We start from the raw sequence: 26,327 nt of genomic DNA on the forward strand, positions 1-26,327 counted from the left end.
GGAGTGTTAAATAAATATGGCTATTAATTTATCAAAAGGACAAAAGGTAGACTTAACCAAAACTAATCCAGGCTTAACAAATATTATTGTTGGACTAGGATGGGATACTAACAAATATGACGGTCGCAACGATTTCGACTTAGACTCATCCGTCTTCCTATTAAACGGTAGTGGAAAATGCAACTCTGAAGCTGATTTTATTTTTTATAATAATACTTCAGGTAGTAATGGGGCAGTAGTTCATACTGGAGATAATCGAACTGGTGAAGGCGACGGCGATGACGAGCAAGTTAACATTGAACTGACAAAGGTCTCAAGCTCAATTGAAAAAATTGCATTTAGCATTACTATTCATGATGCAGACTCTAGAGGACAAAATTTTGGTCAAGTAAATAATTCATATGTACGAATTGTCAATGCGGACACTCAGGAAGAACTTATCCGTTACGACCTGGGAGAAGATTTCTCTATTGAAACAGCTGTCGTTGTAGGTGAATTATATCGCCACAATAACGAATGGAAATTTAATGCAATTGGAAGCGGCTATCAAGGAGGGTTAGGAGCTTTAGTTTCTGACTTTGGCTTAAACTAGTTAAATCTTTTCTAAAGCAAGGGTCTTTTTCCTTGCTTTTTTTTTACAAAAAGTAAATTTCATAGAATTTGGGTGACCTATAGCCCCTTCTTCATTTAAGGAGTGATTACCATGAGACATTTTAAGGGTTTGAGTGAAAATGAGATTAATAATTTTTTTCATATACCCCCTAACGAATTTTCGAAAACGACGGATAAGCTAAAATTGGGGATTGCACTAGGAGCTACTTTATATATCCCTGGCCTTATGAGTAATTTCTCCTTAAAGTTCGTTGAGAACTCTTTTGAAAATCTCACTAGCGGAATTATTTGTTTAGAGGATTCTATTTCAGACAACGATTTAATAGAAGCAGAAAATAATGTAGTGGAACAGTTACGCACGTTGGCAGAAGCAATCGAGGAACATTCAAGCTTACAGAATAACCTACCCCTACTATTTTTAAGAATTCGGAATACAGAACAGTTACTTAGGCTTTCTCGAGAGTTGGGAAACAGTCTTGGACTCATTACTGGTATTGTCTTTCCTAAATGTAATTCTAATAATGCTTCAGATTTCTTTTCATGCCTGGAATCTTTAAATAAAGAAAAATCCTTTTCGCTATACGGTCTACCTATTATCGAAACAAAAGAAATTATTTATAAAGAATCTCGACAAGAGGAGCTCCAAAAGCTATATGCAATATTCCTGCATTATGAACGTCTAATCTTAACGATTAGAGTTGGAGCAACAGATTTTTCTAGCCTCTTTAGCCTTAGACGCCCTTACAATCGAACTGTTTACCAACTACAGTTGATCGTAGATTGTTTGACAGAAATTCTAAATACTTTCAACAGATATGATAATAACTTTATAATTTCTGGTCCAGTATTTGAATACTTTGATACTAAAAGCGAGAAGATTTTATTTGAAGAGGTGCAATTGGACCTTTTGAATGGTTTCTATGGTAAAACATGCATTCATCCAAACCAAATAGACATCGTTAACGCTGTGTATCCTGTTTCTAAAGAAACTTTTGACGATGCTAGCATGATTGCAGGAAATCGATATGTAACTAATGGAGTTTTAAGAAGCCCTACTAAAAATAAAATGAATGAGGTAAAGCCTCATTATAGTTGGGCTATAAAAATACTAGCGCAAGCAGAGATATATGGGGTGCTAAATGAAAATGTTACCACACACGACTTTATCGGCTACATCAAGAACTTATAATTTACATGGAAATTTAAAGCTAACCATTGAGATTCAAAATAATCCGTATAACCTTTCACCAGAGCAACTTTTTGAAATGGGAGTAAGAATAAATAAAAAGAGGCAATTTCTATTTATTAGTCGCCTTCTCGGGAAGCACTTGGCAGTAGACCCTTCCCTTTCACTAGGTACGGGAACAGTTCTTGCTTCTATGTTAATGGAGAACGAAGGTTTATCTTCTCATCCTCAGTTAATGGATATTATTCATATGATTGATTCAGGGAAGCCTGACCGTGAACTTAGCCTAAGCTCTTTAAAATATAAAGTAAGATTACCGACAAATACGGTCTTTATAGGCTTCGCAGAAACTGCCACCGGATTAGGTCATGCTGTTTTTAATCATTTTGAGGAGGCGCAGTATATTCATACTACGCGAGAAGATATCGTCAATCTCACCCCTTCTTTTGTTTTTGAAGAAGAGCACTCACATGCTACCTCTCACCGAGTATACGCTTCTGAGAATTCGTTAAAAGAAGCAGAGACGATTGTGCTGATTGATGACGAGATAACCTCTGGCCTCACACTTTCCAACTTAATAATATCCTTAAATAAAAAGTTCCCAAAAAAACAATTTAAAATTTTATCTATTCTGGATTGGAGAAGTCTTGAGAATAAAAACAATTTTCACAGCCTAATGAATAAGCACGGGATTCATGCGGAAATAATTTCAATTCTCTCCGGTCAATTCACATTGCATAATACAGAGATAATCCATGAGGATATCATACCTTACCTAAAAGGTAGAGAAGACTTCGATTTACCTTTAGAAGATGACTTTTCCTCTCAGTATACCGCTCCTTATTTTAGCGAGCATGCTATTTATAGCAATTTTACTGGTAGATTTGGTCTTACGAGTGAAAACCATGCAGCGATAAATGATTGGATACATAAATTGCTTGATACGCTGAAACTTGATAGGAATAAGCCAACGCTTGTTATAGGTTTAGGAGAAAATATTTATATTCCATGTCGTATTGCTCTCGCATTAGGTAAACACACTAAGATACAAACAACGACTCGTAGCCCGATTTTTGCAAAAGATAAAGAAAACTATCCTATTAAAAATAAGTGTAAATTTATATTGCCTGACTCTAACAATATTGAACAATACTTATATAACCTTACAGAGCATGAATTTGAACAAATCTTAATGGTGGCCGAGTCTGTTAAAAACAAGGATACCTGGTCTCCGTTACTGAACTACTTACAAAGCAAGGGTCCCGTTACATGGTTATCCCTTACAGCTCCAACTAAAAGAGGTGGAATAAATGATGCTTAAAACTGCCGATTTAGTAAAAACAAGCTACTCGCCTGAAGATATAACCTTTCTCTTAAAGGATATGTCCAAAATTCAGATTGAATCCAATGTAGACACTCGAGAAAAGGCATTTTCTTTAGGACATCATTATTCTGAGTCTTTACCTATAGAATATCGCCCATCCGAAGAGTATCTTCATTTATACAATCAGGCTATGCTACAACTTTCCAGCTATATAGCTCAATTAGTAGGCATTGTCACCAGACGCGTCCATAAATATGCCAAAACGGATCACGTCGTCATTGTTTCTTTGGCGCGTGCCGGAAGCCCAGTAGGGATTTTAATGAGAAGATATGCCCGGTCATTTTTAGACTTAGACTGGCCACATTTTAGTGTGTCCATTTTAAGAGGAAAAGGGATTGACGAAAATGCTATTAAAACAATTCGTGAGTTATACCCTAATTATCACTTGCAATTTGTTGATGGTTGGACTGGAAAAGGTGCTATTCAAAAAGAATTGACCAAGTCTATTCAAAAATTGAATCAGCAGGGTCTACATCTAAATGATGACCTTGCAGTCCTTTCCGATCCAGGGGGATGTGCAGCTCTATATAGTACAAGAGAGGATATTCTTATACCGAATGCTTTTTTAAATTCCACAGTATCTGGGTTAATCAGTAGAACTATTTTAAATAACTCTTTTCAGTCGAGGGAAGATTACCATGGGGCCAAGTATTATGCTGATCTTGAGGAGGAAGATGTATCAAATGCTTTCGTAGATCAAATCTCTGCACATTTTTTGGCTCAAGAGAAAGCTATCTTAACGCGGTCAAAAGAATTCCCTATTAAGAATGAAAGAACATGGTTAGGCATGCAGGTAGCTCAGGAAATAGCACATAAATATTACAAAAACTCTGACCTAACCAAAGTGAAGCCTAGCGTTGGAGAAACTACCAGAACGTTATTAAGGAGAAAGCCATACAAAATTCTATTAAGAGATGAAAGTGATGAAGCTGTTAAGCATATTTTAAGCTTATGCCAAGAAAAAAATATACCTATCGAAATAATTCCTGACCTTTATTATCGTGCTATCGGTCTTATAGAATCGGAGGAACTAATATGACTATTCTATTTGCAAGCGATTTAGACCGTACACTTATATATAGTAAAAAATCTAGAGGACACGAAATAAGTGAACATGATTTAGCTATAGTCGAATGGCGCGAGAATAATCCCGCTGCATTTATGACCAAGGAGGGGCTGGAAATTTTCAAGGAACTTTCCTCCTCGATTGAATTTTTACCGGTTACTACTCGAACCAATAAACAATATGAACGTTTATTTGGATTATATAATCCACAGGAAAAACCGACATATTCTATTGTCTCCAATGGAGCCGTAATATTAGAGAACGGAAGGCCGATCCCTGAGTGGTCGGATAAAGTAAAGGAGCAGCTTGAGGCAGACTGTACATCAATTCCTCACGTTCTTTCACAAATAGAACCTTATATCCAAAGAGGTTCCATCTTGAACTCCTTACAGGCAGAGAACTGGTTTGCATATATGATTATCGATGAAGGCAGGTTTACTGTTGAGGATTTTGAAGACCTTTCCCAACTATTTTTCAAACAAGGATTCACCTTGTCTAAACAAGGGAGAAAATTATACGTAATGCCTAATTGTATTAATAAATCGCTAGCACTGGAGTTTGTGACAGATCGTTTAGAGGCAGAAATTGTAATTGCAGCAGGCGATTCCTTGTTAGATTTAGATATGGTTTTGGGTGCTGATTATGGCTTTATCCCACAGCATGGGGAGGTTATTTTAAATAATAGGGCCCTTCCCTCCCACGTTCAAATAACCGATCACACTGGTGTATTGGCAGGTGAAGAAATAATTAAAAAAGTATCTGAAATTTGTTATAATATGTATGAATAGGAGGTAAAACCCATGGTGAAGTTAAATCCAATAAGGATGCAGTCGTGGGATTCATCTAACATTGGGAAATGGCTAAAGAACTCTTTAGAGGATCCAAGTATAGTTACAATCGATCAAGATAGCCTGATGTATCCCCAGTTATTATGCCAATTTATTGGTGTCTCTTTAGATGAAGATGAATATTTTACTATTCTGCATACACAAATCAATGATTCTGATGGTAAGCTGATTAATCTTACTAATTCTCTTAATAAAGAAATTTCATCTGATAAACTACGTGCAATTAATCAACTTTTTGAAATCCATCGACAAGAAAAAGGACTTTCCCCTAATCGAATGGTTGCATTTTTAGAAGGTCATTTCTTGCTACCAAGGCTCAATGATAATGATTTAAATAGACGTATAAGAATTGTCTTAATAGATTTATTAAAACAGCTCCAATCCAACTACGTCGAAGGGACCCAGCATCATGAATACCGACGGATAACGATTGACATGATTAAATGGATATTCAATCATGTCGAACCTGTTCTAGAAAAACTAGATTTTAAAACCGGTCTACCCGGTTTCCTTTGGTACGGTGATGCTACCCCTAGCGAGAGATGGTTTCTGAAATATTTAGCAGCTTATGGATTTCATATAGTAATATTCAATCCCTGTGATGAATCCTGGCCTAAGCAAATGTTTGGAATAGATGAGGAGCATTCCTTTAAATTCCCAAAAATCGCAAGTAAGCCAAGTGAATTTCCAGGTGAAATGCCTAAAATTGCTGGTACAGTTGCCTTTAAGGCTACTCAAGAGATAAATGAACTCTTACATCACGATGACTCCGGCCTATATAAGCCCTTTCAGTTTAAATCACATTCAATAAATTCCGTAAGGCTAAAAACTACCGAGGATGAGGCATTTTTAATAGCCAAAGAGCGCGCCATGATTAGACCTCACTTTCAGGTAAGTAATCAGCTAGTAACTATTCCTGTCGTCTTTGCAAAATACATGGGAATTGACCGCAATCGAAAGCGTTTTTGGAACAACGTTCATTCCTTAACCTCTCGGGAAGATACCCATGTAATTCGTCAATTTCCATTCACTAAGGAACAGAAAACAAATCCCTTGTTCCATTACCGCAATGCTTTAAGTTCAGATGGAACATTAAATCCAGAGATTATGAAAACTTCTAACTGGTGGTCTTATGGTAAATTGCCAACTGGTACACAAACAGCCATCGGTGAAGCCATAGCTAAGCATGTTCGTGATCCAATTCTTATCCCCCAAGGTAATGAATCATTTGAGGAACTGCAGCTATATGCATTTTCTCAATCCATGTATTTACCTAATTTTGTAATTCGTTTGTTTCAGACATTCGATTATCCTCAATTCGTCCCTACTATCTTCTTATATAACGAAGAAAAAGGACCGGAGTTGAGTAGAGCAGATGCAAACGCTTTATGTATGATGCATTATCTTGGTTTAGATATTATCTTAGTAAATCCTCAAGGACATTTGGATATCGAAAAGTGGGTCCAGGAAGGAATGTTTGATTTGCACTGGATGGACGATAGATCCTTCAATGAACCTTATAAGGAACAAAATGTTGTAAGTAAAATTTTCAAAAAATTTAGATGATATAGGGGCTGAAGTATTTTGGAACTGCAAAAATTAGAATTGGAACAGAAAGAACAACTTTTAGAGGAAAGCAATGAACTTAAAACACAATTGAAGAGAGACCCTCAGGTTTTACAATTGGTGGCGAAAATTGACCCTAAAAACCAGGTGGAGTTATTAGAGTTTGGTCGCGAACCTGCCAATGAAATATCTGCTTTTACGGGCCGTATTTTAAATACAATAAAATCTAGTAGTATGGAAGAATCCAGCGAGCTTTTAAAACAGCTAGGTAAAATTATGGATAAGTTCGATAAAAAAGACTTTGTAGAAAAGCCATCACTCTTAACCAAAGTATTCAAAAAGGGTGAAAAGCTAATCGAAAAGCTCTTCAACAAATATCAAACAATGGGGAAAGAAATAGACAAAGTCTACATTGAAATTACGAAATATGAAAAAGAGATGAAAACGTCTACCCAAACGTTAGAAGACCTCTATGATAAAAACTTCAACTATTTTATGGAGCTAGAGAAATATATTGTTGCAGGGGAATTAAAGGTTAACCAATTACGTCAGCAACTCCCTACCCTGCAGGAAAAGGCGGAAAAAGGAGATCAGCTTGTTTTAATGGAATTGAACTCCCTGCAAAATGCTATTGAATTGCTGGATCAAAGAATTTATGACTTAGAAATGGCCAAACAGGTTGCATATCAGTCTGCCCCTCAAATTAGAATGCTACAACGTGGCAACACTAAGCTTATAGGAAAGATTAACTCTGCCTTTGTCACAACGATTCCTATATTTAAAACCGGGTTGATAAATGCTATTTCCGCAAAGAGACAAAATCTGGTCGCCCAATCCATGAGTGAATTAGATCGTCGCACAAACGAAATGCTGCTAAGAAATGCGAATGATATTTCTAAGCAGAGTGTAGAAATTGCTAAGCTGTCTGGTCAATCTAGCATTAAAATTGAAACTATTGAGCAAACGTGGGATACGATTATGCGAGGGATGAACGAAACAAAAGCAATTGAGGAAGAAAATCGCAAAATGAGGGAACAAGGTCGTCTTCGACTAGAGGAACTACAAAAGAAATATGAAGACGGTCAGAGGAAATAACTAATTGTCTAATACTATCTAATTTTAAGGAGGAATTTGAATGTCAGTTATTAACCTATCTAAAGGACAAAAGATTGATCTTACAAAAACGAATCCTGGATTAACAAAAATCATGGTTGGATTGGGTTGGGATACTAATCGCTATAGTGGTGGTCATGATTTTGACTTAGATGCCTCTGCTTTCTTAGTTGATCAAAATGGGAAAGCACTTAGCGACAAAAGTTTCATCTTCTATAATAATCTTCAAAGCGAGGACGGCTCCGTTGTTCATACTGGGGATAATCGAACAGGTGATGGTGATGGCGACGACGAACAATTGTTAGTTAACCTACGACAAGTGCCAAGCGCTGTGCATAGGGTAGTCTTCACTGTTACCATCCATGACGCAGACACGAGAAGTCAGAACTTTGGCCAGGTTTCAAATGCCTTTATTCGAATTGTAAACGACGAGACACACGAAGAAATAGTTCGATATGATTTGGGAGAAGACTTTTCAATTGAAACTGCTCTCGTGGTTGGGGAGATATACAGACACGGTAATGAATGGAAGTTTAATGCAATTGGGAGCGGTTTTCACGGCGGATTAGCCTCTTTAATTACAGAGTTTGGTCTCAACTAACCTATGTAATAAATAGCATCGCACCATGAAAGATTGGTCTAGAATCAACACAAAATAAGCGCTCCAGTCATCTGAATAATATAAGAAATCTCTCGAGTTCATTTGAAACTTGGGAGATTTTTGTTTAAAGCCCTTTTTATTTTTGGATTACCTAATATGGATCGAATAATATTATGTGATTTTCTTTTCTTATTTGTAGGGATATATATATAGGTATTTGTAATTTTCTTATTATTCCTTAGTTTGATAAAATGAGATTAAGATGAAAATTCTAAAATTGAAGACTTTAGTTTAAACCAGTTAATACTTTATTCCTCTTCTATGTTGTGGACAATAGAGGTATTCAAAAGAAAGGAGTTTAAAACATGCGTAAAGATTTATCAGTAATTTTCCCTTCCTATCAATTATTTTCGGAATACCCTAATAATAAAGATAACAATTTCCTTACTTTTCATGATGCCCCTAATAATCAGTGGATACAAATCAATAAGGATGAAGTATCTTCTCGGGATTATGCACTACTCTCTTCTTTCTACACAGTAGTCGATTTAACGTTTCCTACTAATTATTCACTTTCCGAAAAATGGATTCGTTTCCTTCATGGATCTGGTGAACTCCCTATTGAAGCTGGTACTGAAATTCGTATTATACAACTTGTCGTAAAGAATAGTGACTTTCTAAATGAAGATTTAACTAAGGCAGTCCAATTGTTTTTTGAAGATGCTGTACAGCTGGTTTTCATCTCCAACGATAATGCCTTGCTTATTGAGCAAAAGTCTACTTATGTTCAATCTACAGAGGATCTTGCATCCTTTATCTTTGCTCTAGAAAGTGATTTCTTCATAAAAGCAGACCTCTTTGTCGGAAAGTTTAATACTGTAAACGAACAAACCCCTTCACGTTACACTTTGGAAAGAGAATGGTTCTCTAACGGTATCGTAAATTACTATCCAGGAAGAATTTATACGCTTGAAAATATATTCCCGACTATCTTAATAAAAGAAATGTCCGATAGCTTAAGACAAATCATTCACCAAGAGGTGCTCATCCCTATTGAATTCGATACGGAGTTACTGCAAACCGTACAAGCTTTTTTTGAAAATGGCTTTAACGCCTCTATTACTTCAAAAAAATTACATATTCACCGAAACACCCTTCATTATAGACTATCTAAATTTCAAGAAATCACAGGTATATCAGTCCGTGACTTTGACGGGGCACTTATTGTATATTGCGCAAGCTTGCTCGTAAACTATGAATAACAACATGCACAATATATTTCATTAAATCTTGTGCATATCATCCATATCAACCATTATTTCCTATTGGTAATCTTAAAGAAAGGTAAAAACAATTTTAGGGGGATTACTAATGGAAAAAATGGTTCTTGAAAATATCTTTAAAATTTACGATGACACTTCAACTGCAGTTTCAGACTTTAATTTACATGTTCAGGACAAGGAATTTATCGTTCTTGTTGGTCCATCAGGCTGTGGTAAATCTACAACTCTTCGTATGATTGCTGGACTCGAAGAAATCTCTAAAGGTGAGCTTCGTATTGAGGGTAAGCTAATGAATAATGTTGCACCTAAAGACCGCGACATCGCAATGGTTTTCCAAAACTACGCTCTTTATCCACATATGTCTGTCTATGATAATATGGCTTTCGGATTAAAGCTAAGAAAATTTCCAAAAGCAGATATCGACAAGCGAGTGAAAAATGCAGCAGATATTTTGGGACTTGAGCCTCTTTTAAACAGAAAGCCAAAAGCACTGTCAGGCGGACAGCGCCAGCGTGTTGCACTAGGTCGTGCAATTGTTCGTGACGCAAAGCTCTTCCTGATGGATGAGCCTTTATCTAATCTAGATGCTAAATTACGTGTCCAAATGCGTGCTGAAATTATTAAGCTACATCACCGTCTTAAAACAACTACTGTCTACGTTACACATGACCAAACGGAAGCAATGACGATGGCTTCTCGTTTAGTAGTTATGAAGGATGGTCTCATTCAACAGGTTGGAACGCCAAAAGACGTTTATGAAAATCCTGAAAATGTATTTGTTGGAGGCTTCATCGGGTCACCTGCTATGAACTTCTTCCAAGGGCACGTAAAAGATGGTTATTTTATTGCTGGTGAGCATAAGATTAAATTATCTCCGGAAAAGGCTTCCCTGTTAAATGGGCAAGGCTACAATGGGAAGGACGTTATATTCGGTATCCGCCCTGAACATATTTCTGCTGATCCAGAGGATCTTACTCGCACACCAGAATCTGTTGTAAATGCACATGTAGATGTATGCGAGTTAACTGGAGCAGAGTTCATGGTTTATTCTACTCTAGGAGAACAGCAGTACGTTGCTCGTATCAATGCAGATTCACTTTTAGAAACTGGGCAACACATCCAACTTACATTTGATATGTCAAAAGCACACTTCTTTGACAAGGAAACGGAAAGTCGTATTCGATAAAATAAAATTGGCCCACAGCCCATTAAAGGGGTGTGGGCTTTTATAATAGGTAGACCCTTGCCCTTATACAACAATTATCTATAAAAAACTCTCCTCAAAATAAAGAGCCTCGAAAACTTTACGACCCGGAAAAGTTTTCGGGGCTTCTATTCAAATTACCTATAGTTGTTTTCCGTTACATCGGACGCTTTCCGGGAGCACGGCATCTATCTCCTCGTCGCTTTGCTCCTGCTTAGGCTTTTACGCTCGCGCTGCTCCCCCAAGAGTCGCCGCCTCCTCTTTCAAACAATTAGAATGGAGAGATTTCTTACAAGAAATCAGCTAGCTTTAATAAGAAGTAAAAACGTGAAATCAAGTTACCGATTTCAAGTTTTTTCATTAATTGACTAGTTATGCTCCAGCATTTTCTTATACTTTTTATTTTCTCCCCCTAGTGTATGTCCTTGAGGCTTTATTCCTTAATGATAAACTCTTCCGATAACGGCACCATATTCTCCTTTATCTTCTTCCCTTCCCACGCAGTTACTTTTACTTGATAGCCTTTAATGTTTTTAGGCAACTTAAGCTTTGTGGACATTTTCATCGTTTTACCTTTTGGGATTGTTCTTGAGCTTTGGTCTTGATCAACTACTTTTCCGTTTTCATCTATTAATTCCATTAGCACTAATATATCTTGATTTTTATTTCTAGTGTTAACAACCTCTACGGCAGCAGTAATCTTTTTTCCCTTTGTTAGCTTGTGTATTTCCTTTCCTTTCTCATCCTGGAATTTTACACTCACGTCCATTGCATATTCCGGATTCTCTGCTTGCTGCTCCCAATGAATACTATATACTTTCTTTGACTTACCATCTGTAGCAATGACTGTAATAGTAGAAACTTTTCCCTCATCAATTATATTTACCTTAGCTTCTGTTTGATTTGCTATAGCTTGTAAGCTTGATCTTTCTAGTTCCGGTAAGCTATATCGGCTCTTTCCTGGCGAGAAATCAGAAATAGCTTTTCCACCAATTAGAATAGATTTTAGCGTTGCATCTGTTTCGGGTACTGCAATCATTTGCAGCTTGTTGCCTAGTGCGTAATAAATGCTTCCGTTCATCCCTACCGCCATATTATTTATAAAGCGATCTACGATAACTTTACGTGACAGAGTTTCTGGATCAATAGCAACTAACTTTCGGGAAAGTGTAGTATAGAGCATTCCATCTGGTGCCCATTCTAGTCGGTAAGGTAGCCATTTACTGCTATTATATAAGCTTGGATGAATGGTTTTGCTCTTAACAACTTCCAGCGTTTCTGGATCTATCGCAAATATCGTCCCATCTACTATGCCCCATAGGTTACCATCTGGCCCAATAGAGATTTCTCCAATCATTCTCGGAGTTTCGTCTATTCCAGGAATAGTAGGTGTAAATTCTGCTATTTTTTGTGAAGTAGCTACATCCCAAACAAATATCTTAGCCTCTTTTGCTTTTGGGTCCAAGCCTAGCCCACCCCAAATGGACGTGCTACCATATAGTTTCCCGTCCTTATAGGCTAATCCAATAATACTTTGATCTTCTACTACATTTCTATATTGTGACCATTTACCAGTATTTTCATCAAATATGGCTAAAACTCCACCTAATACACCGTAATCTGGTACCGTACCGACAAATAGCTTATTATCTCCGGATGTCATCGTAAATGGTCTATCTTGATGGTCCGTTATATCATATTCAAGTTTAGGATTACTATTTAAATCTATATCCTTGCTTGGATCATAGCTATACATCATAGCCCCAACATAAGTTCCATAATATACTTTGTTGTTTAGAAAGCCGATACCTTCTGGTTGGGCAAAGGAAGGTATATTCACTTCTCTTTCATTGGTAAATGGGTTGTATATACTTAGTCCACGTTGGTAGCCACCCATATATAATTTGCCGTCTTGTCCAGCTTCTAGCGCCTGAATCTCTACGGATTGAGAGGCAATATTCATGTCAATAAACGTTATCTCATTATTGACCGGCTCATATAATATATATTCGCCATACTGCGTAATCATTGCAAGAACCGTCTCTCCATTGCTTAAAGTTATCCATGCCATATCTTTTACTCGGACTGTGTCAGGCAATAAAGGAATACCTTCAATTTCTTTTGTTTCATTTTTACTAGAATCGTACTGATACAATTTCTTTTCAAACTTAAAGTAAATTAAATTATTATCGTGTGGAGAAGGTTCTGAAATCATATTGCTGTAACTAAACTGATTAATCACTTCGTGCTTCTCTATATCTAGAACTAGCATAGTTACCGATCCAGCAGAAACAAAAAGCTTATCATTTACGATAAAAATGTTTTCTATCATTCCATCCAGACCTGAGTGACCATCAATTATAATTTCTTCTTTTTCCCCTGTTGATCTATCAATTTTTATCAAATGCTTTTTAGTACCTACTCCAACATAAATGGATTCGTCATCTACTCCAATACCTCTGGCATATTGCTGTCCTTCCTTCGCACTACCAAAGTTACGGAAAACACCGCTTTCTATGTCGTATTCAAATACACCTGCATGGGGATAAGTAGATCCATAAATCTTCCCGTCCGTTGTCCCTTCTAAATCCCATACCCAGTCATCAGATGGATTGACCCCTAATTCTTCTACTTTCTTCTCTTCGGGTAAATATCGATAAAGCTTACCATCCCCGGTCCCTGCAAAATACACATTTTGATCGGAACCGACAGTGATTGCCCATAAGGCTTCTGTTCCTTCTATTACTTTAGAAAATTTAAGCTCTCCTGTCTCCGCATTTAAAACAGAAAAGATGCCCGGAAGGCCGTTAGAATGATAATATACCTCATTTTCTCCGAGACTGTTTTTTTGAATGACTGCTGCTTGTCCTAGCTGCACGTTAACCATTTCACCTAAATCGACTGGAGAAGCATATTCTCTTTCTAAAGGAATATCTTCCGCTGCTTGCTCCCAAGATACGTCGTCAAAGTAAGCTTCTGTTAAGCTAATTCCTCCTGAGTAGAAAGCTAATCTTGCATATGCTGCATTCATAGGAACCTCAGTGAAGACTTTTAGTTCTGCCCACTTGTTTTTAGGTAAGTTTCCGAATAACTCTGTTTTGACATTGTTTGTGAGCTTTCTATTATCTTTGTCGTAATAGTGCACCTCATACACAATATTATGAGTTTGCTTTACCACATTCGTCATGACCTTTGCAGTATAGGATTTACCTGGAATGACTGATACTCTGTCACTAAATATCCTACTACCTGCTTTGTCTGATTCGTCTTTAAAATGTAGGCTGTGAAGCCCTGTGTGAGAAATGGTGTTGATAATAGTTGCTGGAGTACTACTGTTATTTTCCATTGACCAGCCCGGTATAGTAGACGGGTCATTATTTGCCTCTTCAAATCCGGCGTTTCGCACCTCAATTGGCACTTCCTCCGCATGAGATATGGATAGAGGTGCAAAGTTCCCTAGTGCTACACTGGTGCAAATCACTGTAGTTATCATAATTTTCAAGAGCTTTTTCATTTATTCTTCCTCCCATATTTATAGTTTTTAACACTAGTATTCTAGGATTCTAGGATTCTTGCGCATACTATCACGCAATGTGTAAGTAAAAATAAATTAATCCTGCTTATGATCAGTAGTTAGATTCGGGAACATGGAATGGATAGCAAATGAAACTTCGAGCATATTTCATTTCTCGCTAGTTAAATCCTTCAAATAAATTCCGTAAGTCTTCCAAATATCGAAGTCTAGTTTTTTATAGAAATCTACTAGTATCGTCCAATCAATAATAATAGTTTCGATTTTTCTTTCCTGTAAAATCACTATCGCAGCCTGTACAATTCCTAATCCATATCCTTGCTTTTGTTCACTAGAATCTACTCCAAGTGGTCCAATTCCTCCGACCTTAGTTGTAAAGGAGGGGCTCCAGTAAACATTCTGAGCAATAGTTGGTGATGCATCATCATTGATTCGACAAAAACCAATGATACCTCCATTCTTTTTGAGAACTACAAACTCTCTGCCACTCCCCTTCGATTCAAAATATTTTATCGCCTCATATTCCCATCTACCAGGAAAAGACTTGTTTAAAAAGGTTAGAAACTCTTCCTTTTCCTCCGCTTGTAGAATTGAATAGGAAACTGTATTGTCTTCTGGCATGGAATAGTTCTTACTAAGGTGATTAATCAGGTCATATGTGTCGATTCTTTTCAAATAGCCCTTCTTTTCCGCCCATTGTTGCGTCTCTTCATATTGAAGAGGGACTCCAGAGAAATAATGAAAAGGATCTCCGCCCAGTTGAATTTCTTCTATGCCATTATCTCTTAGTGTTTCTTCCGCCTTACCAAGTAACTTTGTTCCTACTCCTTTATTTCGATAATTTTTATCAACCAAGAGGACTTGAATCCATCCCCTTTTTGAATCCATTTTTATATCTACTTGCTCTTGCCACTTTTTAGCTATAATAAATCCTATTAAGTTGTTTTGTTCATCTACCGCCATGGCGCAACCATCTTCTAGAACATTCTTGTCTTCCAAACTGTTTTGGTTAAAAAGCTTCTGACGCATTGGATATTCTTCTCCTAACTCTTTGTTCCAGAGCTTTACCATTTCCTCTAGCCTACTAGCTTCCCAAGGTATTACTTTCATTTCACGTCACCCTTTCTACTACTGTCCGAATGTCTCTTGCATACGTTTAATAGGGTCATCTTCCATGTCGCTACTCCACTCAACAACCTGGTTTACTTTCTTCAGCTCTTGTTTTAGTTCCTGATAATCTATATCTTGGACGGATGTATTATTTTTGATAGCTAAATTTGCTGCAACACTTGCGGATTGTCCAAGGATCATGAAAACGGGCTCCATGCGGATTGAGCCATATGCGATATGTGAGCTTGATAGGCAAACTGGAACGAGCAGATTAACACACTCTTCTGACTTAGGGCGTATTGATCGATAGGAAATCTCAAAAGGAGAAATTGGGACCTGCACATCCCCCTCATTGACACACCTACCATCAATCACTACACGTCTACAGTTATGTGAATCCATATGGAAGGATGCTAATCCAACAGGGTCTTTAACAAGGGATTGTCCAAGACAGTTATGGTCTGTCATAACATAATCTGAGATCATTCTCCTTGCTTCTCTAATATATAGCTGATGTGGCCAATGTCCCGTTTCTTTAAATTCATCCTTTGGAAGCCCCCAAGATGCTACCTCCTCACGAATTGAATGTGGAACTCTTTCATCATTAGATAGAAAATAGAGCATTCCAAGATCATAGTTTACGTGATTTTGAAAAATTTCCTCCCGTTTTTCGTAGCTACCCTCCGGCCATTCATAATTGTTTCCTATATTGTCAGTCGAGATTGCCCCATGGTTATTCAAATCTGACTTATCATTTGGAAGTGGAGTATGAAGTTTCATAGCGTCCCATACGCCAGACTTAATATAACGTAATAATAGCTCATAACGTTGAGGCTCATATTTAGGGGGTTTTGGAAAAGGAATGCGATTTTTAGGGTTATTCGTTAAACAAATTCGAAAGTTGTAAGCTTGAATCCGATGATCCCCCTGTCCCTGGTATCCTAGAGACTCTTTACTGTCCTCGCTTATACCTGGTAATATTCCACTTTCCTTCTGACCCTCTATCACATATGGATCAATCCACTTCTCAAATTTATGGTGTGGTGCTCCAAACTGTACGCCATTGTAGATTTCTTTATAGGTGGCATTAGATTCTCTCCCTACAAAAAAGGACACACCAGATTGAGCTAGTAAATCGCCTTCATAGCTACAATCCATAAAGATTTTTCCTTTAAAACGATTATTACTCTCCATTACTATGTCAATTATTTTTTCATCCTCTTTAATGACTTTTTGTAAATGCTCATTAAGAAACACGGGAATATCGTACTTATCCATCCATGAGGCAAATATAGATTGAGCAGCCTTAGGTTCGAATCTCCATTGCTTTTCTTTGTTATAGTACCTAGCTATCTCATCATAAAACTCTTTAGCGATCCCACCTATTGCACTCTCTGCGCCAAGATCTGTAGCACCTAACCCACTAGCAGTCATCCCACCGATATTTCGACTGAATTCTACCACTGCAACAGTCAATCCATTTCGTCGTGCCTGGACAGCGGCAGTTAAACCTGCTGGAGTTCCACCGTATACAATTAAATCCTTTTCTATTATTTTAAAGTCTAATTTCGGCAATGTTGGCTTGTAATAGTATAGTGATTTAAAATCCATTATCTTACCTCCATCTTTTATTTATCGAGCCATTCCTGTAGAGTTTTCTCTGCAATAGTTTTTACATAATAGAAATAGAATTTGGACATTTCCTCAGAATTATATGATTGGTTATTATTCTTTGAATAAATAGGTAGTAGCGTCTCTACCTCAGTAAAATCCCACTCGTCAAAAAACTGACCTATCTTTTGTAAATAGTTTAAAATCTCCTGAACCTCTACGATATTTGTAACCTTCTCGGGGTCTACTACTCTAGCCGGGAATAACGGAATGTTCCATTGAGTGTAAGGTGCAATGATTTCTTCTAACAATAGAAACGTCCGCTTGAACTTCTTCGGATCCTGATAGCTTTGGAAATATAAGTCTAACGCTCGTTCTAATTCCTCGCCCCAAGCAAGCTTCGTATATATATAATTATTGAAATGTTGGACCCACTTCCATGGATATCTTTTGTCCATTTCCGAGGAATGTTCTTTCAAATGTGGTGGTACAATCAGATTTAACATTCCTGTTATGTTTTGCTGCTGATAATCCTTTAGGTCTTCATCAATTCTTCTTGCTAGGGGTGGGAATAACTCGCTTAGCATGAAATGGTCACTATAATATTCTAAAACGGTTAGATTTCTACCGTTCTGTATGACTTGTGCGTTCCAATCCTTTAATGCATGGGTAGCTCTTTGCTGATTAATCTCTTGGGATTTTATACTATCGGCGTAGTTTCTACCCCAGTACGCAAATAGAATATCAACATCAGACGAGACATTAGTGTCATTTCCACGTTCTAGCATATTCCACGAAAGTCCAGCATTATAGACTATATGCTCTACCTCTACTGACTGGCCACTACTCTTTAATAATTTATTTAAATTTTCAGTAAACAAAATATAACTGGACATGAAGTCTCTACCGTTTTTCTCACCAATACCAACATCCTCTGGCCACAAGGATATTCTTGAGATGACTTCATTCTCTTTACAAATGTCTGCTATTTTTTGAATGACCTGCTCCTGTATTGCCTTGTCTTTTGTAATAAATTGAAGATTTTCTTGTTTATCACTCTTAATTTCTATCTCGTTTAATAAAAATTGCAGGGAATGACCACCTAACGTCACCTTCACACCTCTTTTTTGTAACGTAGGTGCGACATAAGCTTTTACTTTTTCCCATAAAAAGAAAGTAAAAAAATATTCATTATGACCATTTTTTACTCCCCAATCAATTAATGAGTTAATAAACATTGGATCATCAATCGTTTCAATAATATTTCCCCTTCTTTGAAAGGACGGTTCAAATATAGAAAGTACTACTTCCTCTTTCAACGATGCATGGACTAATTCTTCTTGATTCAAATGAATCCATCTGTATCCCATGTATATTTCACAGTACTTGTAAATTCCATACAAGACAGAGCGTGGTTCCTCCCCAATAATCCATGTATTTGAGCCTTGTTTTACTATGGCAAAGCCATCTAGTTTTAAATTTATAGCTACTTTGTCCACATTTAGTAAAGCTTCATATTGTTTTCTAGTGACTAACAGAATTCGTTTTTCATCTTGGGCGCTCTCTTTCAATTTTTCATTATATTGAAGGGTACTTTCTATACCTGCCTTCCTTAACAATCTCCTTATCTCTCCTACTGCAAATAGAATTGTTTCTTGTTCGTCAAAATAAGTAATCAAACACATCTCTTCACCACCCTTTATAGTTAATATATTTCTTCTTAGTTACAGTAAAAGGCACATGATTTTCTCTTAGTTGATGAAAACATGCGCCTTTGAAACTCTATAATTTTATTGGTTGTTTTAATTTGCTGGATTCATATGCGGCCAAGGCAACCTCTAGTGATTTTAAACCATCAAACCCAGTAATTGACGGTTCTCTTTTTTCTTTAACACATTGAACGAAGTCCTGTATTAATCCAAAGTCCATGTCATTTCCATAAAAAACATGCTCAAGAGACTTTTCTCCACTAATAAACATACGGAAATGCTCTTTAAAGGCATCTACCTTAACAATTTGTTTGGTACCAATAACTTCTATTGTTGCATCACCCCAAGCAGGATACTCCGAGAATCTTGACCAACTTGGATCATGAGAGGCTATTACTCCGTTTGCAAACTCTAACGTCAGTAAACCAGCATCATCTATTTCAATATGATGAAAATAAGAGTCAACTATAGAAGACACTTCCGTAATTTCCTCTTTCAAATACCAACGCATAATATCCACCATATGTACAGTATGATCAAGCACTGCACCCCCTCCAGCCTTTTCTTCCTCTATAAACCAGCCACCAGGGTTTTGTCCTCTGTTAGTCGTACGAAAAGAAATAATATCTCCTAACTCTCCCTTTTCAATCATCCCTTTTAAATGCTGAATCGGAGAACTAAATCTAACTGGGTACGCTATTTGCAGAATGACGGCTTGTTCTTGGCAAACTTGTATCATTTCCTTTGCATCTTCTATGTTAATGGCGATAGGCTTTTCACATAAAATATGCTTTTTTGCTTTTGCGGCACTTATCACCATCTCTTTATGGCGAAAATTTTCACTACAAATGATAACTGCATCCATCTCTATGGAAAGAAATAATTCCTGATCCATATAATATTCTGTATTAAACAAAGCAGCTGCCTTTTGCCCTCTCTCCACCAAATCATCAAAAACAGCAACAATCTGCACATCTTTAATTTTTGTTAGTGCATCAGCATAACTATTTGCATGCATATGAGCAAAACTCATCATACCTACCTTCATATAAGTGCACCCCCAGCTACGAAATTCTTATAATATCGTACTTTGTCAATAAGCACAGCATCTATCTTTTTAGCAGAGGAGACTAAATCGTTAGCAGAGTATTGTAGCGGGAGTAATTGCCCCCTTAACTCATCACTATCGAATTCAACTATCTGTTTGATGCCACTCCATTCCAATTCAATACGATTAACATTAGCAAACGTAAATTCCACATGGGCCATGACTCCACTTTCAAAACGTATCATCAGAATAATATGACTTATTACAGTCTCAAGCTTACTCTTTTTTATGTGTTTCTCTTTAGGTTCACCAAATAATAAGGACAGGACGTAAAGGTCATCTGCTATAAGCTGGGGGTTATTCCCTTTGGATATTCTTCGAAAACGAAACACACCGTTTGATGTAATACCTTTTTCTATAACTTCTTTTATCTTTTGATAAAATGGATGACACTCTAAGTCAAAATATACTTTAGCATTACTATCCTCATTCACATGCTTAAGTAAGTCTGACGGAATATAAAACTCATGTCCTCTTTTTTCTAGGGCTGTTAAATTTGACTCTGTCGCATCCATCACAAAAGAACTTTTTGTACTATTAATCATCACTAGTTGTTCAACAGAATGAAGTTTATCTGCTTGCGCTAATTCTATATTGTTAAAGCTACTCAAAATAACACTCATAATGTTTCACTCCTTCATTTCAACAGCTTTCTCAGACGGCGTACAGCTTCCTCGTTAGCCATTTTTGCATCCTCAAAACCTTCATACTCGATTGAGAGCCAATCCTGGTAACCATATTTTTTTAACCCCTCTACTATATAGGCAAGATCGACTTTCCCATCTCCTGGGATAACTCCAATTAACTCTTTTCCTTCTGTAGAACGGAATCCTTTTACGCTTTCATGAGTGTGCTTCTCTCTAAAATCCTTAAAATGAACATGAGCAATTTCTTGCTTAAGTCGATCAAATGCTTTCGTAGGCTCTTCATGGACTAATAAGAAGTTACCTGTATCAAAGGTTGACTTCACATACGGACTGTTGACTGCTCTAAGAATTTCATGAATCTGTAGACTTTTTCCTGCTAGTAATCCATGGTTCTCAACAGCTAAGACTATCTTTTCTTGTTCTGCTATCTTTGCACTTTCTTTTAAACCTTCAATTATCCAATCAAAACATTCTTCATAGATAAGACCCTCTCTAATATCCCCACAGAAAACACGAACAGTATTAGCATTCAATTCTTTGGCCACACGAATGCCCTCAATTACCTTCTCGACCTCAGCTTTTCGCTCAATCTTTTTTTGATGAACGAAATTATTTGTAATATCATAAGCTGAAACTTCTAGATTGTTTCGTTGTAAATTCTCGACAATTCCCTTAATTTCTTCATCTTTATTTGCTGGGTTTTGCCAGTAAATATCTAACAGCTCTACCCCGTCCAAGGAAATCGTTTTTGCATACTCAATAAATTCTGTTACTCTCCAACTCTCTCGCCGAAGAGTAGAAGCTAAACTATACATACTTATACTGATTTTCATCATCTGACCCCCTATCTATCACTCCAACCAATTCTTTCTTACAAACTCTAGTTTCTTTTCTTCATGAAAGGGATTTACCTCATGTGCGTATTGAGGATAGATTTCAATTTCCTTATTTGATGTTCGTAAATGATTATAGGCTGCAAAGACAGTAGAGGGAGGGGTAACAGGATCCTCCAGTCCAATAGATATTAAGGTCGGGCAAATAATAGAATCACAAAAGTGGACACAATCTATATAGCCTAGTGTTTGCATTACTGATTCATAGGTTTCATATTGCGGATCTGTATACTTAAAATAATTCACAAACTCCAGATAAGGACCTGCTTGAGAAATCTCTATTGCTCGCTCAAAGTTTGCTAGGAATGGATAATCTGCAACAACTAGCTCTACCCCTTGATCCAATCCTGCAAGACCTAGAGCTAATCCTCCTCCTTGGGAACTTCCAAGAAGTCCAATCCTCGTTGGCTCAATTGGAGTTTCAGACGACCTTATCCAATTGAGCTGAAATAAAAGATCCTTATACACGTTCGTATAATAATAATTTTCAGACTCATGAATACCATTCAACATCCAGCCCAGTGTCCTACCCCCATTGTTATATTTAGCATAGTCCGGAGAACTACCTTGTGCGCGGACATCAAATGCATAAACTGCAATGCCCATAGAAACCCACTTTACGTAATCCAAAGGTAATCCACGGCTACCTGTGTAACCATGAATACTCAGCATTACAGGACACTGATCTACTCCCTTTGGTTTTATGGCCCACCCTTTTAACGGTGTACCATCCCAGCTTACAAACAACAAATCCGCGACCTCCATTGTAGGAATCACATACTCCTTCCAATCGATTGAGACCTTCGGCTGTAAGCTATTTATTTGTTGCTGTTGTTCGACCCAAAATTCACCAAAATCTGACGGCTTGTGAATAAGCTTTGGTTGATATACTTTAAGTTGGTTTAATGGGAAATCTGCGATTTGTCTACCCATATTTATCAAGCCCTTTCTCTAATTGAACCAAATGCTCACAAATAAACTTCTTTACCAGTTTGAGCCGACTCATAGATAGCATTTAACATTTTCATTACTTCTACCCCGTCTTCAACAGGAGCAACAGGAGATTTGCCTTCCAAGCAACATTCTACAAAATGATTAATTTCATTTGTAAAGGATCCAGCGAAGTCAAAGCTTTTATTGTCAACCTGAGGAAGTATATTCAAAATCGTATCGTTCTGCTCTGTTACAATAACCAGCTCTGGTTCTATTTCAGCTCCACCTTTGTTTCCATACAATTTCACGCTCAGTTGATCCTCCTTTGCCTGAAGCGTAAAACTCACATCTACAGCTAAGGAAGCACCGTTTTCAAAACGAATCAATGCATTTGCTAAATCTTCTACATTATTTAAAGAGGAATCATAATCAGCAGCCTTGTAAAAGGAAAGATTCTTAATATTACTGCGGTTACCTAATTTCGAGTAGGTATTGCCGCTAACTGAAATCGGACGTGGTTTCCCCATCATATACCAGCATATATCAATCATATGAACACCCAAATCCATGAGAGCTCCTCCCCCAGATTTAGACTTATCACTAAACCAGCCACCTGGATTGCCTAACCTTCTTAAACAAGAAGCCTTTGCATAATAAATTTCTCCTAAATAATCTTGATCTATAAATTCTTTTAAGAGATTCGTGTTATCACCATGTCTTCTAACAAACCCGACTAGTAAAACCTTTCCAGATTTTTCTGCTGCTGCTTCCACTGCTAAAGCCTCTTCTACCGTCATACATAATGGTTTCTCAACTAACACATGTTTTCCAGCTTCCATTGCTGCAATAGCTATTTCAGCATGAGTATTATTCCATGTACAAATACTTACAGCATCCACATCTTTGTTGGCTAATAACTCTTTATAGTTAGAATACAAATGAGTGACCCCATATTGGTGTCCACACTCCGTAAGCCTTTGTTCATTTTGATCACATAATGCTATTAGTTCTACCTGTTTATGTAGGATATAAGGGGTAATATGAAATTGCGAAATTGACCCTCCACCAATTACACCAACCTTTAACATTAAAACTCTCCTCTCAGTTTATAAAAATCTACTTATCGAAAACTAATAAGCTTCGTCAACGTTTTCGATTTCTTATTAATCAAATCTTTATATGCAGCTGGCGCCTGATCTATGTTCACTTCTTCTGTTATAAATGAATCAATCTTAATACGCTTTTCTTTTACTAGTCTTAAATATTCCGCTACATTTCTTCCCTCTGTCCACCTTACATATCCATAAGGATAGTCCACCGCCTGCTTCTCATAGACAGGATCATATCTCCCTGGCCCCCCTGCCCTGGAAATAAGAATTTGAGCCTCTTTTCCAAACATTAATTCCCTAGGGAAATTCGGCTCGACATCACCTACAATAACTATTTTTCCTTGACCACGTATCCACTCTAAGCTTTGTCCTGTAAGTGTAGTTCTCTTGCCGCCTGTACAAAGCAGTACAGCATCTGCTCCTCTGTTGGCAGTGTGCTTTTTAATCTCTTCTTCCATCTCGTCTAGCTTAGAAAAGGAAGTAATTCCTGACTCTTCTGTTAACATAGCTCCTCGCTCTGCTTGTGTATCGAAAGCAATAACATCGTAAGCTGCAGCATGAGCAATCTTTGCAATCATTTGCCCTAACAATCCAAGACCAACAATCACTACTATTTCTCCAAAGGCTAATTTAGCTACTCGAAGTGCATGAATAGCGATTGCTCCAATTCCAGCTAGAGATGCTTCTTTTGGATCCATCCCCTGTGGCACTTTCGCACATAAGGTCATTGGCACACACAGATACTCGGAATGTCCTACGTAAGGTGCTCCATAGCAAGCGACTATATCTCCTTTTTGAAAGTCGGTTATACCATCACCGCATTCCTCCACAATACCAACTGCGCTATAGCCTAAGGAAATCTCTCTTTCATTGCTTGCTGTTATTAAGCTTAGCTCCGTTCCTGGAGAAATCGCACTGTACAACGTTTTAATCAAAAGAAAGGAAGGCATAATATCCATTTTGGGTCTGTCCTCTATAAAAACCTTTTGATCTTTAGCAATAACTGACTTCACTTCACTCACTCCTTACTTCAAAACCTATTTAGTTAGGCTTCATTATTTCAAACCTGACATTTGTATTCCTTCTGTGAAATATCGTTGAAAAAACAGGAAAATAAGAAAGGTTGGTATAAAGGAAACTGCTGAACCAGCCATTTCTATTCCAAAGTTACCTTCCTTCCCTAGCATGGACGCCAATCCTAGTGTTACTGGGAACATTTTTTCCTGCGTTAAATAAATTAGTGGTTGAAATAAATCGTTCCAGTTTGATATAAAGGCAAATGTTCCTACAGTAGCCACTACTGGAATAGAAAGTGGCAAAATAACTTTAAAGAATATTTGTAAATCATTTGCTCCGTCTATATAGGCAGCCTCTTCTAAATCATTTGGTATTCCCTGTAAAAACTGTCTTACTAGGAATACTCCCATGATTCCCCAAAGCTCAGGAACAATGAGTGCCCAATAGGTGTTGATCCATCCAAAATCGGAGAACATAATATATTTTGGAATGATTAGCAATTGCTGAGGAATCATAATAACCCCCATAAATACCCAAAATATAAATTCTCTCCCGAAGAATTTTTTCTTCGCAAATATATATCCTAAAATTGCACAGAAAATCATCTGACTAGCTACCGGGATAACTGTGATAACTATGGAGTTGAAAATCCATCTGACAAATAGACCGTCTCTCATAATATATAAATAGTTTTTTAGAGTTGGTTCATCTGGTATCCAAAAAAGTGGATCTAGTTGGGCATACTCTACATTTTTAAAGGAGCCTAAAATCATAATGATAAAGGGCATGAGAAAACAAAACCCTAACAATAACAAAGCAATGTAGGAAATAACCTTTTTCATAGTTTTTCATCCCCCTTCTAATAGAGATTAGATTCTTTCCCTAAGAACCTTCTTTGTAAAAGAGAGATCATTAGGATGATGAAGAATAACACATAGGAAAGTACTGCTGCATAGCTTAAATTTAAGCTAGTAAAACCTTGATTGTATAAGTAATAAACAATCGTCGTCGTTGCATAATTTGGGCCGCCACCTGTTAATAGGTAGGCAGAGTCAAAGATTTGGAAAGAGCCAATGGTTGTCGTAATGGCAACATAAAAGTGTATAGGCTTCAATAAAGGAAAAGTTACCTTCCAAAAGATTTTAGTAGTGGATGCCCCATCCATTTTGGCAGCTTCATATAAACCCTTATCTATTGATTGAAGTCCTGCAAAATAATAAATCATCGTGCTGCCCGCTACTTTAAAAACGCTTAGTGCTGCTAACACTGGTAAGGCCTGGCTAGAATCAGATAAAAATAATTGAGGCTCAATGCCTATTAAGCCTATTAGATAGTTAATCATCCCTTCTTCTGTTCCTCTAAATAACCAACCCCATATACCGGCAATAATTACAAAAGAGGTAACAACCGGCAAGAAAAATATCCCTTTAAAAAATCCGGCCATCTTTACTCCTGAATTAATAATTAAAGCAAGTATCAGTCCTACAGCCATTGTTGGTACTATATAATATACGGAGAATTTTACTGTGTTCCATATGGCTTTCCATGCGAGCTTATCGCTTAAAAAATATTCCCAATGTTTAAGACCTACAAATTCTGGCTCTCCAATTACCTTCCAATCCATAAAAGTCAAATAGAAGCTCAAAAGGAATGGATACACTTGGAAAATAGCAAAATGTATTAATATGGGGATAAGAAAAATATAGACGATCGCATTACGATCCCACTGTCTTTTTAATCTTGCCCGAAGAGTCATCCCGCTTTTCTTGGACACTAAAGGCTTACCTAATGTATT

General features: G+C 37.2%; 22 protein-coding genes. 10 read left to right on the plus strand and 12 right to left on the minus strand.

Going from position 1 to position 26,327, the window contains the following annotated elements; genetic code table 11:
* Positions 1-16: 16 nt before the first annotated feature.
* The 10 genes from H9650_RS08780 to H9650_RS08825 all read left to right on the plus strand — a co-directional run bounded on the left by H9650_RS08780 (position 17) and on the right by H9650_RS08825 (position 10,845).
* Positions 17-592, plus strand: a complete 576-nt coding sequence (locus H9650_RS08780; RefSeq protein WP_151111541.1) for a TerD family protein — start codon at positions 17-19, stop codon at positions 590-592.
* A gap of 111 nt (positions 593-703) precedes the next feature.
* Positions 704-1,801, plus strand: coding sequence for an HpcH/HpaI aldolase/citrate lyase family protein (locus H9650_RS08785; protein ID WP_144538491.1), 1,098 nt, complete (start codon positions 704-706; stop codon positions 1,799-1,801).
* Complete coding sequence (locus H9650_RS08790) at positions 1,752-3,119, plus strand: phosphoribosyltransferase family protein (protein ID WP_225215985.1); 1,368 nt, start codon at positions 1,752-1,754, stop codon at positions 3,117-3,119. Before H9650_RS08785 ends, H9650_RS08790 begins: the two co-directional genes overlap by 50 nt.
* A complete protein-coding gene (locus tag H9650_RS08795; protein ID WP_225215986.1) occupies positions 3,109-4,221 on the plus strand; it encodes a cysteine protease StiP family protein in 1,113 nt (370 codons plus the stop codon). The genes H9650_RS08790 and H9650_RS08795 overlap by 11 nt, the downstream gene beginning before the upstream one ends.
* On the plus strand, positions 4,218-5,036 hold the full coding sequence (locus H9650_RS08800) for an HAD family hydrolase (RefSeq protein ID WP_191697009.1): 819 nt from the start codon (positions 4,218-4,220) through the stop codon (positions 5,034-5,036). The genes H9650_RS08795 and H9650_RS08800 overlap by 4 nt, the downstream gene beginning before the upstream one ends.
* Positions 5,037-5,048: 12 nt before the next feature.
* Entirely contained in the window at positions 5,049-6,662 is a 1,614-nt protein-coding gene (locus tag H9650_RS08805; protein ID WP_191697010.1) for a YceG family protein, read from the plus strand.
* 18 nt (positions 6,663-6,680) lie between these two features.
* Positions 6,681-7,757 carry a toxic anion resistance protein gene (locus H9650_RS08810; RefSeq protein ID WP_186318158.1) on the plus strand — a complete coding sequence of 359 codons (1,077 nt, stop codon included), beginning with the start codon at positions 6,681-6,683 and terminating at the stop codon, positions 7,755-7,757.
* A 40-nt stretch (positions 7,758-7,797) separates the two neighbouring features.
* Positions 7,798-8,376: a TerD family protein gene (locus tag H9650_RS08815; RefSeq protein ID WP_144538487.1), complete on the plus strand. Its 579-nt coding sequence runs from the start codon at positions 7,798-7,800 to the stop codon at positions 8,374-8,376.
* A 365-nt stretch (positions 8,377-8,741) separates the two neighbouring features.
* The gene (locus H9650_RS08820) at positions 8,742-9,638 is read left to right on the plus strand and encodes a PucR family transcriptional regulator (RefSeq protein ID WP_151111548.1); all 897 of its coding nucleotides are present in this window, start codon (positions 8,742-8,744) and stop codon (positions 9,636-9,638) included.
* Between the two features lie 109 nt (positions 9,639-9,747).
* Positions 9,748-10,845, plus strand: coding sequence for an ABC transporter ATP-binding protein (locus H9650_RS08825; protein WP_144538485.1), 1,098 nt, complete (start codon positions 9,748-9,750; stop codon positions 10,843-10,845).
* A 451-nt stretch (positions 10,846-11,296) separates the two neighbouring features.
* Here the strand turns inward: H9650_RS08825 and H9650_RS08830 are convergent, their stop codons facing one another.
* The 12 genes from H9650_RS08830 to H9650_RS08885 all read right to left on the minus strand — a co-directional run bounded on the left by H9650_RS08830 (position 11,297) and on the right by H9650_RS08885 (position 26,288).
* A complete protein-coding gene (locus H9650_RS08830; RefSeq protein ID WP_151111550.1) occupies positions 11,297-14,377 on the minus strand; it encodes an NHL repeat-containing protein in 3,081 nt (1,026 codons plus the stop codon).
* Between the two features lie 168 nt (positions 14,378-14,545).
* On the minus strand, positions 14,546-15,505 hold the full coding sequence (locus tag H9650_RS08835; RefSeq protein WP_191697011.1) for a GNAT family N-acetyltransferase: 960 nt from the start codon (positions 15,503-15,505) through the stop codon (positions 14,546-14,548).
* 18 nt (positions 15,506-15,523) lie between these two features.
* Complete coding sequence (locus tag H9650_RS08840; RefSeq protein ID WP_151111552.1) at positions 15,524-17,116, minus strand: FAD-dependent oxidoreductase; 1,593 nt, start codon at positions 17,114-17,116, stop codon at positions 15,524-15,526.
* A 17-nt stretch (positions 17,117-17,133) separates the two neighbouring features.
* Positions 17,134-18,801, minus strand: coding sequence for an alpha-glucuronidase family glycosyl hydrolase (locus tag H9650_RS08845; protein ID WP_191697012.1), 1,668 nt, complete (start codon positions 18,799-18,801; stop codon positions 17,134-17,136).
* A 97-nt stretch (positions 18,802-18,898) separates the two neighbouring features.
* The gene (locus H9650_RS08850; protein WP_144538480.1) at positions 18,899-19,873 is read right to left on the minus strand and encodes a Gfo/Idh/MocA family protein; all 975 of its coding nucleotides are present in this window, start codon (positions 19,871-19,873) and stop codon (positions 18,899-18,901) included.
* The gene (locus H9650_RS08855; RefSeq protein ID WP_144538479.1) at positions 19,870-20,556 is read right to left on the minus strand and encodes a hypothetical protein; all 687 of its coding nucleotides are present in this window, start codon (positions 20,554-20,556) and stop codon (positions 19,870-19,872) included. Before H9650_RS08855 ends, H9650_RS08850 begins: the two co-directional genes overlap by 4 nt.
* Before the next feature lie 14 nt (positions 20,557-20,570).
* Positions 20,571-21,413 (minus strand): sugar phosphate isomerase/epimerase family protein, encoded by an 843-nt coding sequence (locus H9650_RS08860; RefSeq protein ID WP_144538478.1) that lies wholly within the window; start codon positions 21,411-21,413, stop codon positions 20,571-20,573.
* An 18-nt stretch (positions 21,414-21,431) separates the two neighbouring features.
* On the minus strand, positions 21,432-22,406 hold the full coding sequence (locus tag H9650_RS08865; protein ID WP_191697013.1) for an acetylxylan esterase: 975 nt from the start codon (positions 22,404-22,406) through the stop codon (positions 21,432-21,434).
* Between the two features lie 35 nt (positions 22,407-22,441).
* Positions 22,442-23,494: a Gfo/Idh/MocA family protein gene (locus H9650_RS08870; protein ID WP_144538476.1), complete on the minus strand. Its 1,053-nt coding sequence runs from the start codon at positions 23,492-23,494 to the stop codon at positions 22,442-22,444.
* 32 nt (positions 23,495-23,526) lie between these two features.
* On the minus strand, positions 23,527-24,528 hold the full coding sequence (locus tag H9650_RS08875; protein ID WP_191697014.1) for a zinc-dependent alcohol dehydrogenase: 1,002 nt from the start codon (positions 24,526-24,528) through the stop codon (positions 23,527-23,529).
* 42 nt (positions 24,529-24,570) lie between these two features.
* A complete protein-coding gene (locus H9650_RS08880) occupies positions 24,571-25,374 on the minus strand; it encodes a carbohydrate ABC transporter permease (RefSeq protein WP_144538474.1) in 804 nt (267 codons plus the stop codon).
* A 17-nt stretch (positions 25,375-25,391) separates the two neighbouring features.
* On the minus strand, positions 25,392-26,288 hold the full coding sequence (locus H9650_RS08885; RefSeq protein ID WP_191697037.1) for a carbohydrate ABC transporter permease: 897 nt from the start codon (positions 26,286-26,288) through the stop codon (positions 25,392-25,394).
* Between the last annotated feature and the right edge of the window lie 39 nt (positions 26,289-26,327).

The sequence above is a fragment of the Psychrobacillus faecigallinarum genome (assembly GCF_014836595.1).
Taxonomy (GTDB): Bacteria; Bacillota; Bacilli; order Bacillales_A; family Planococcaceae; genus Psychrobacillus; species Psychrobacillus faecigallinarum.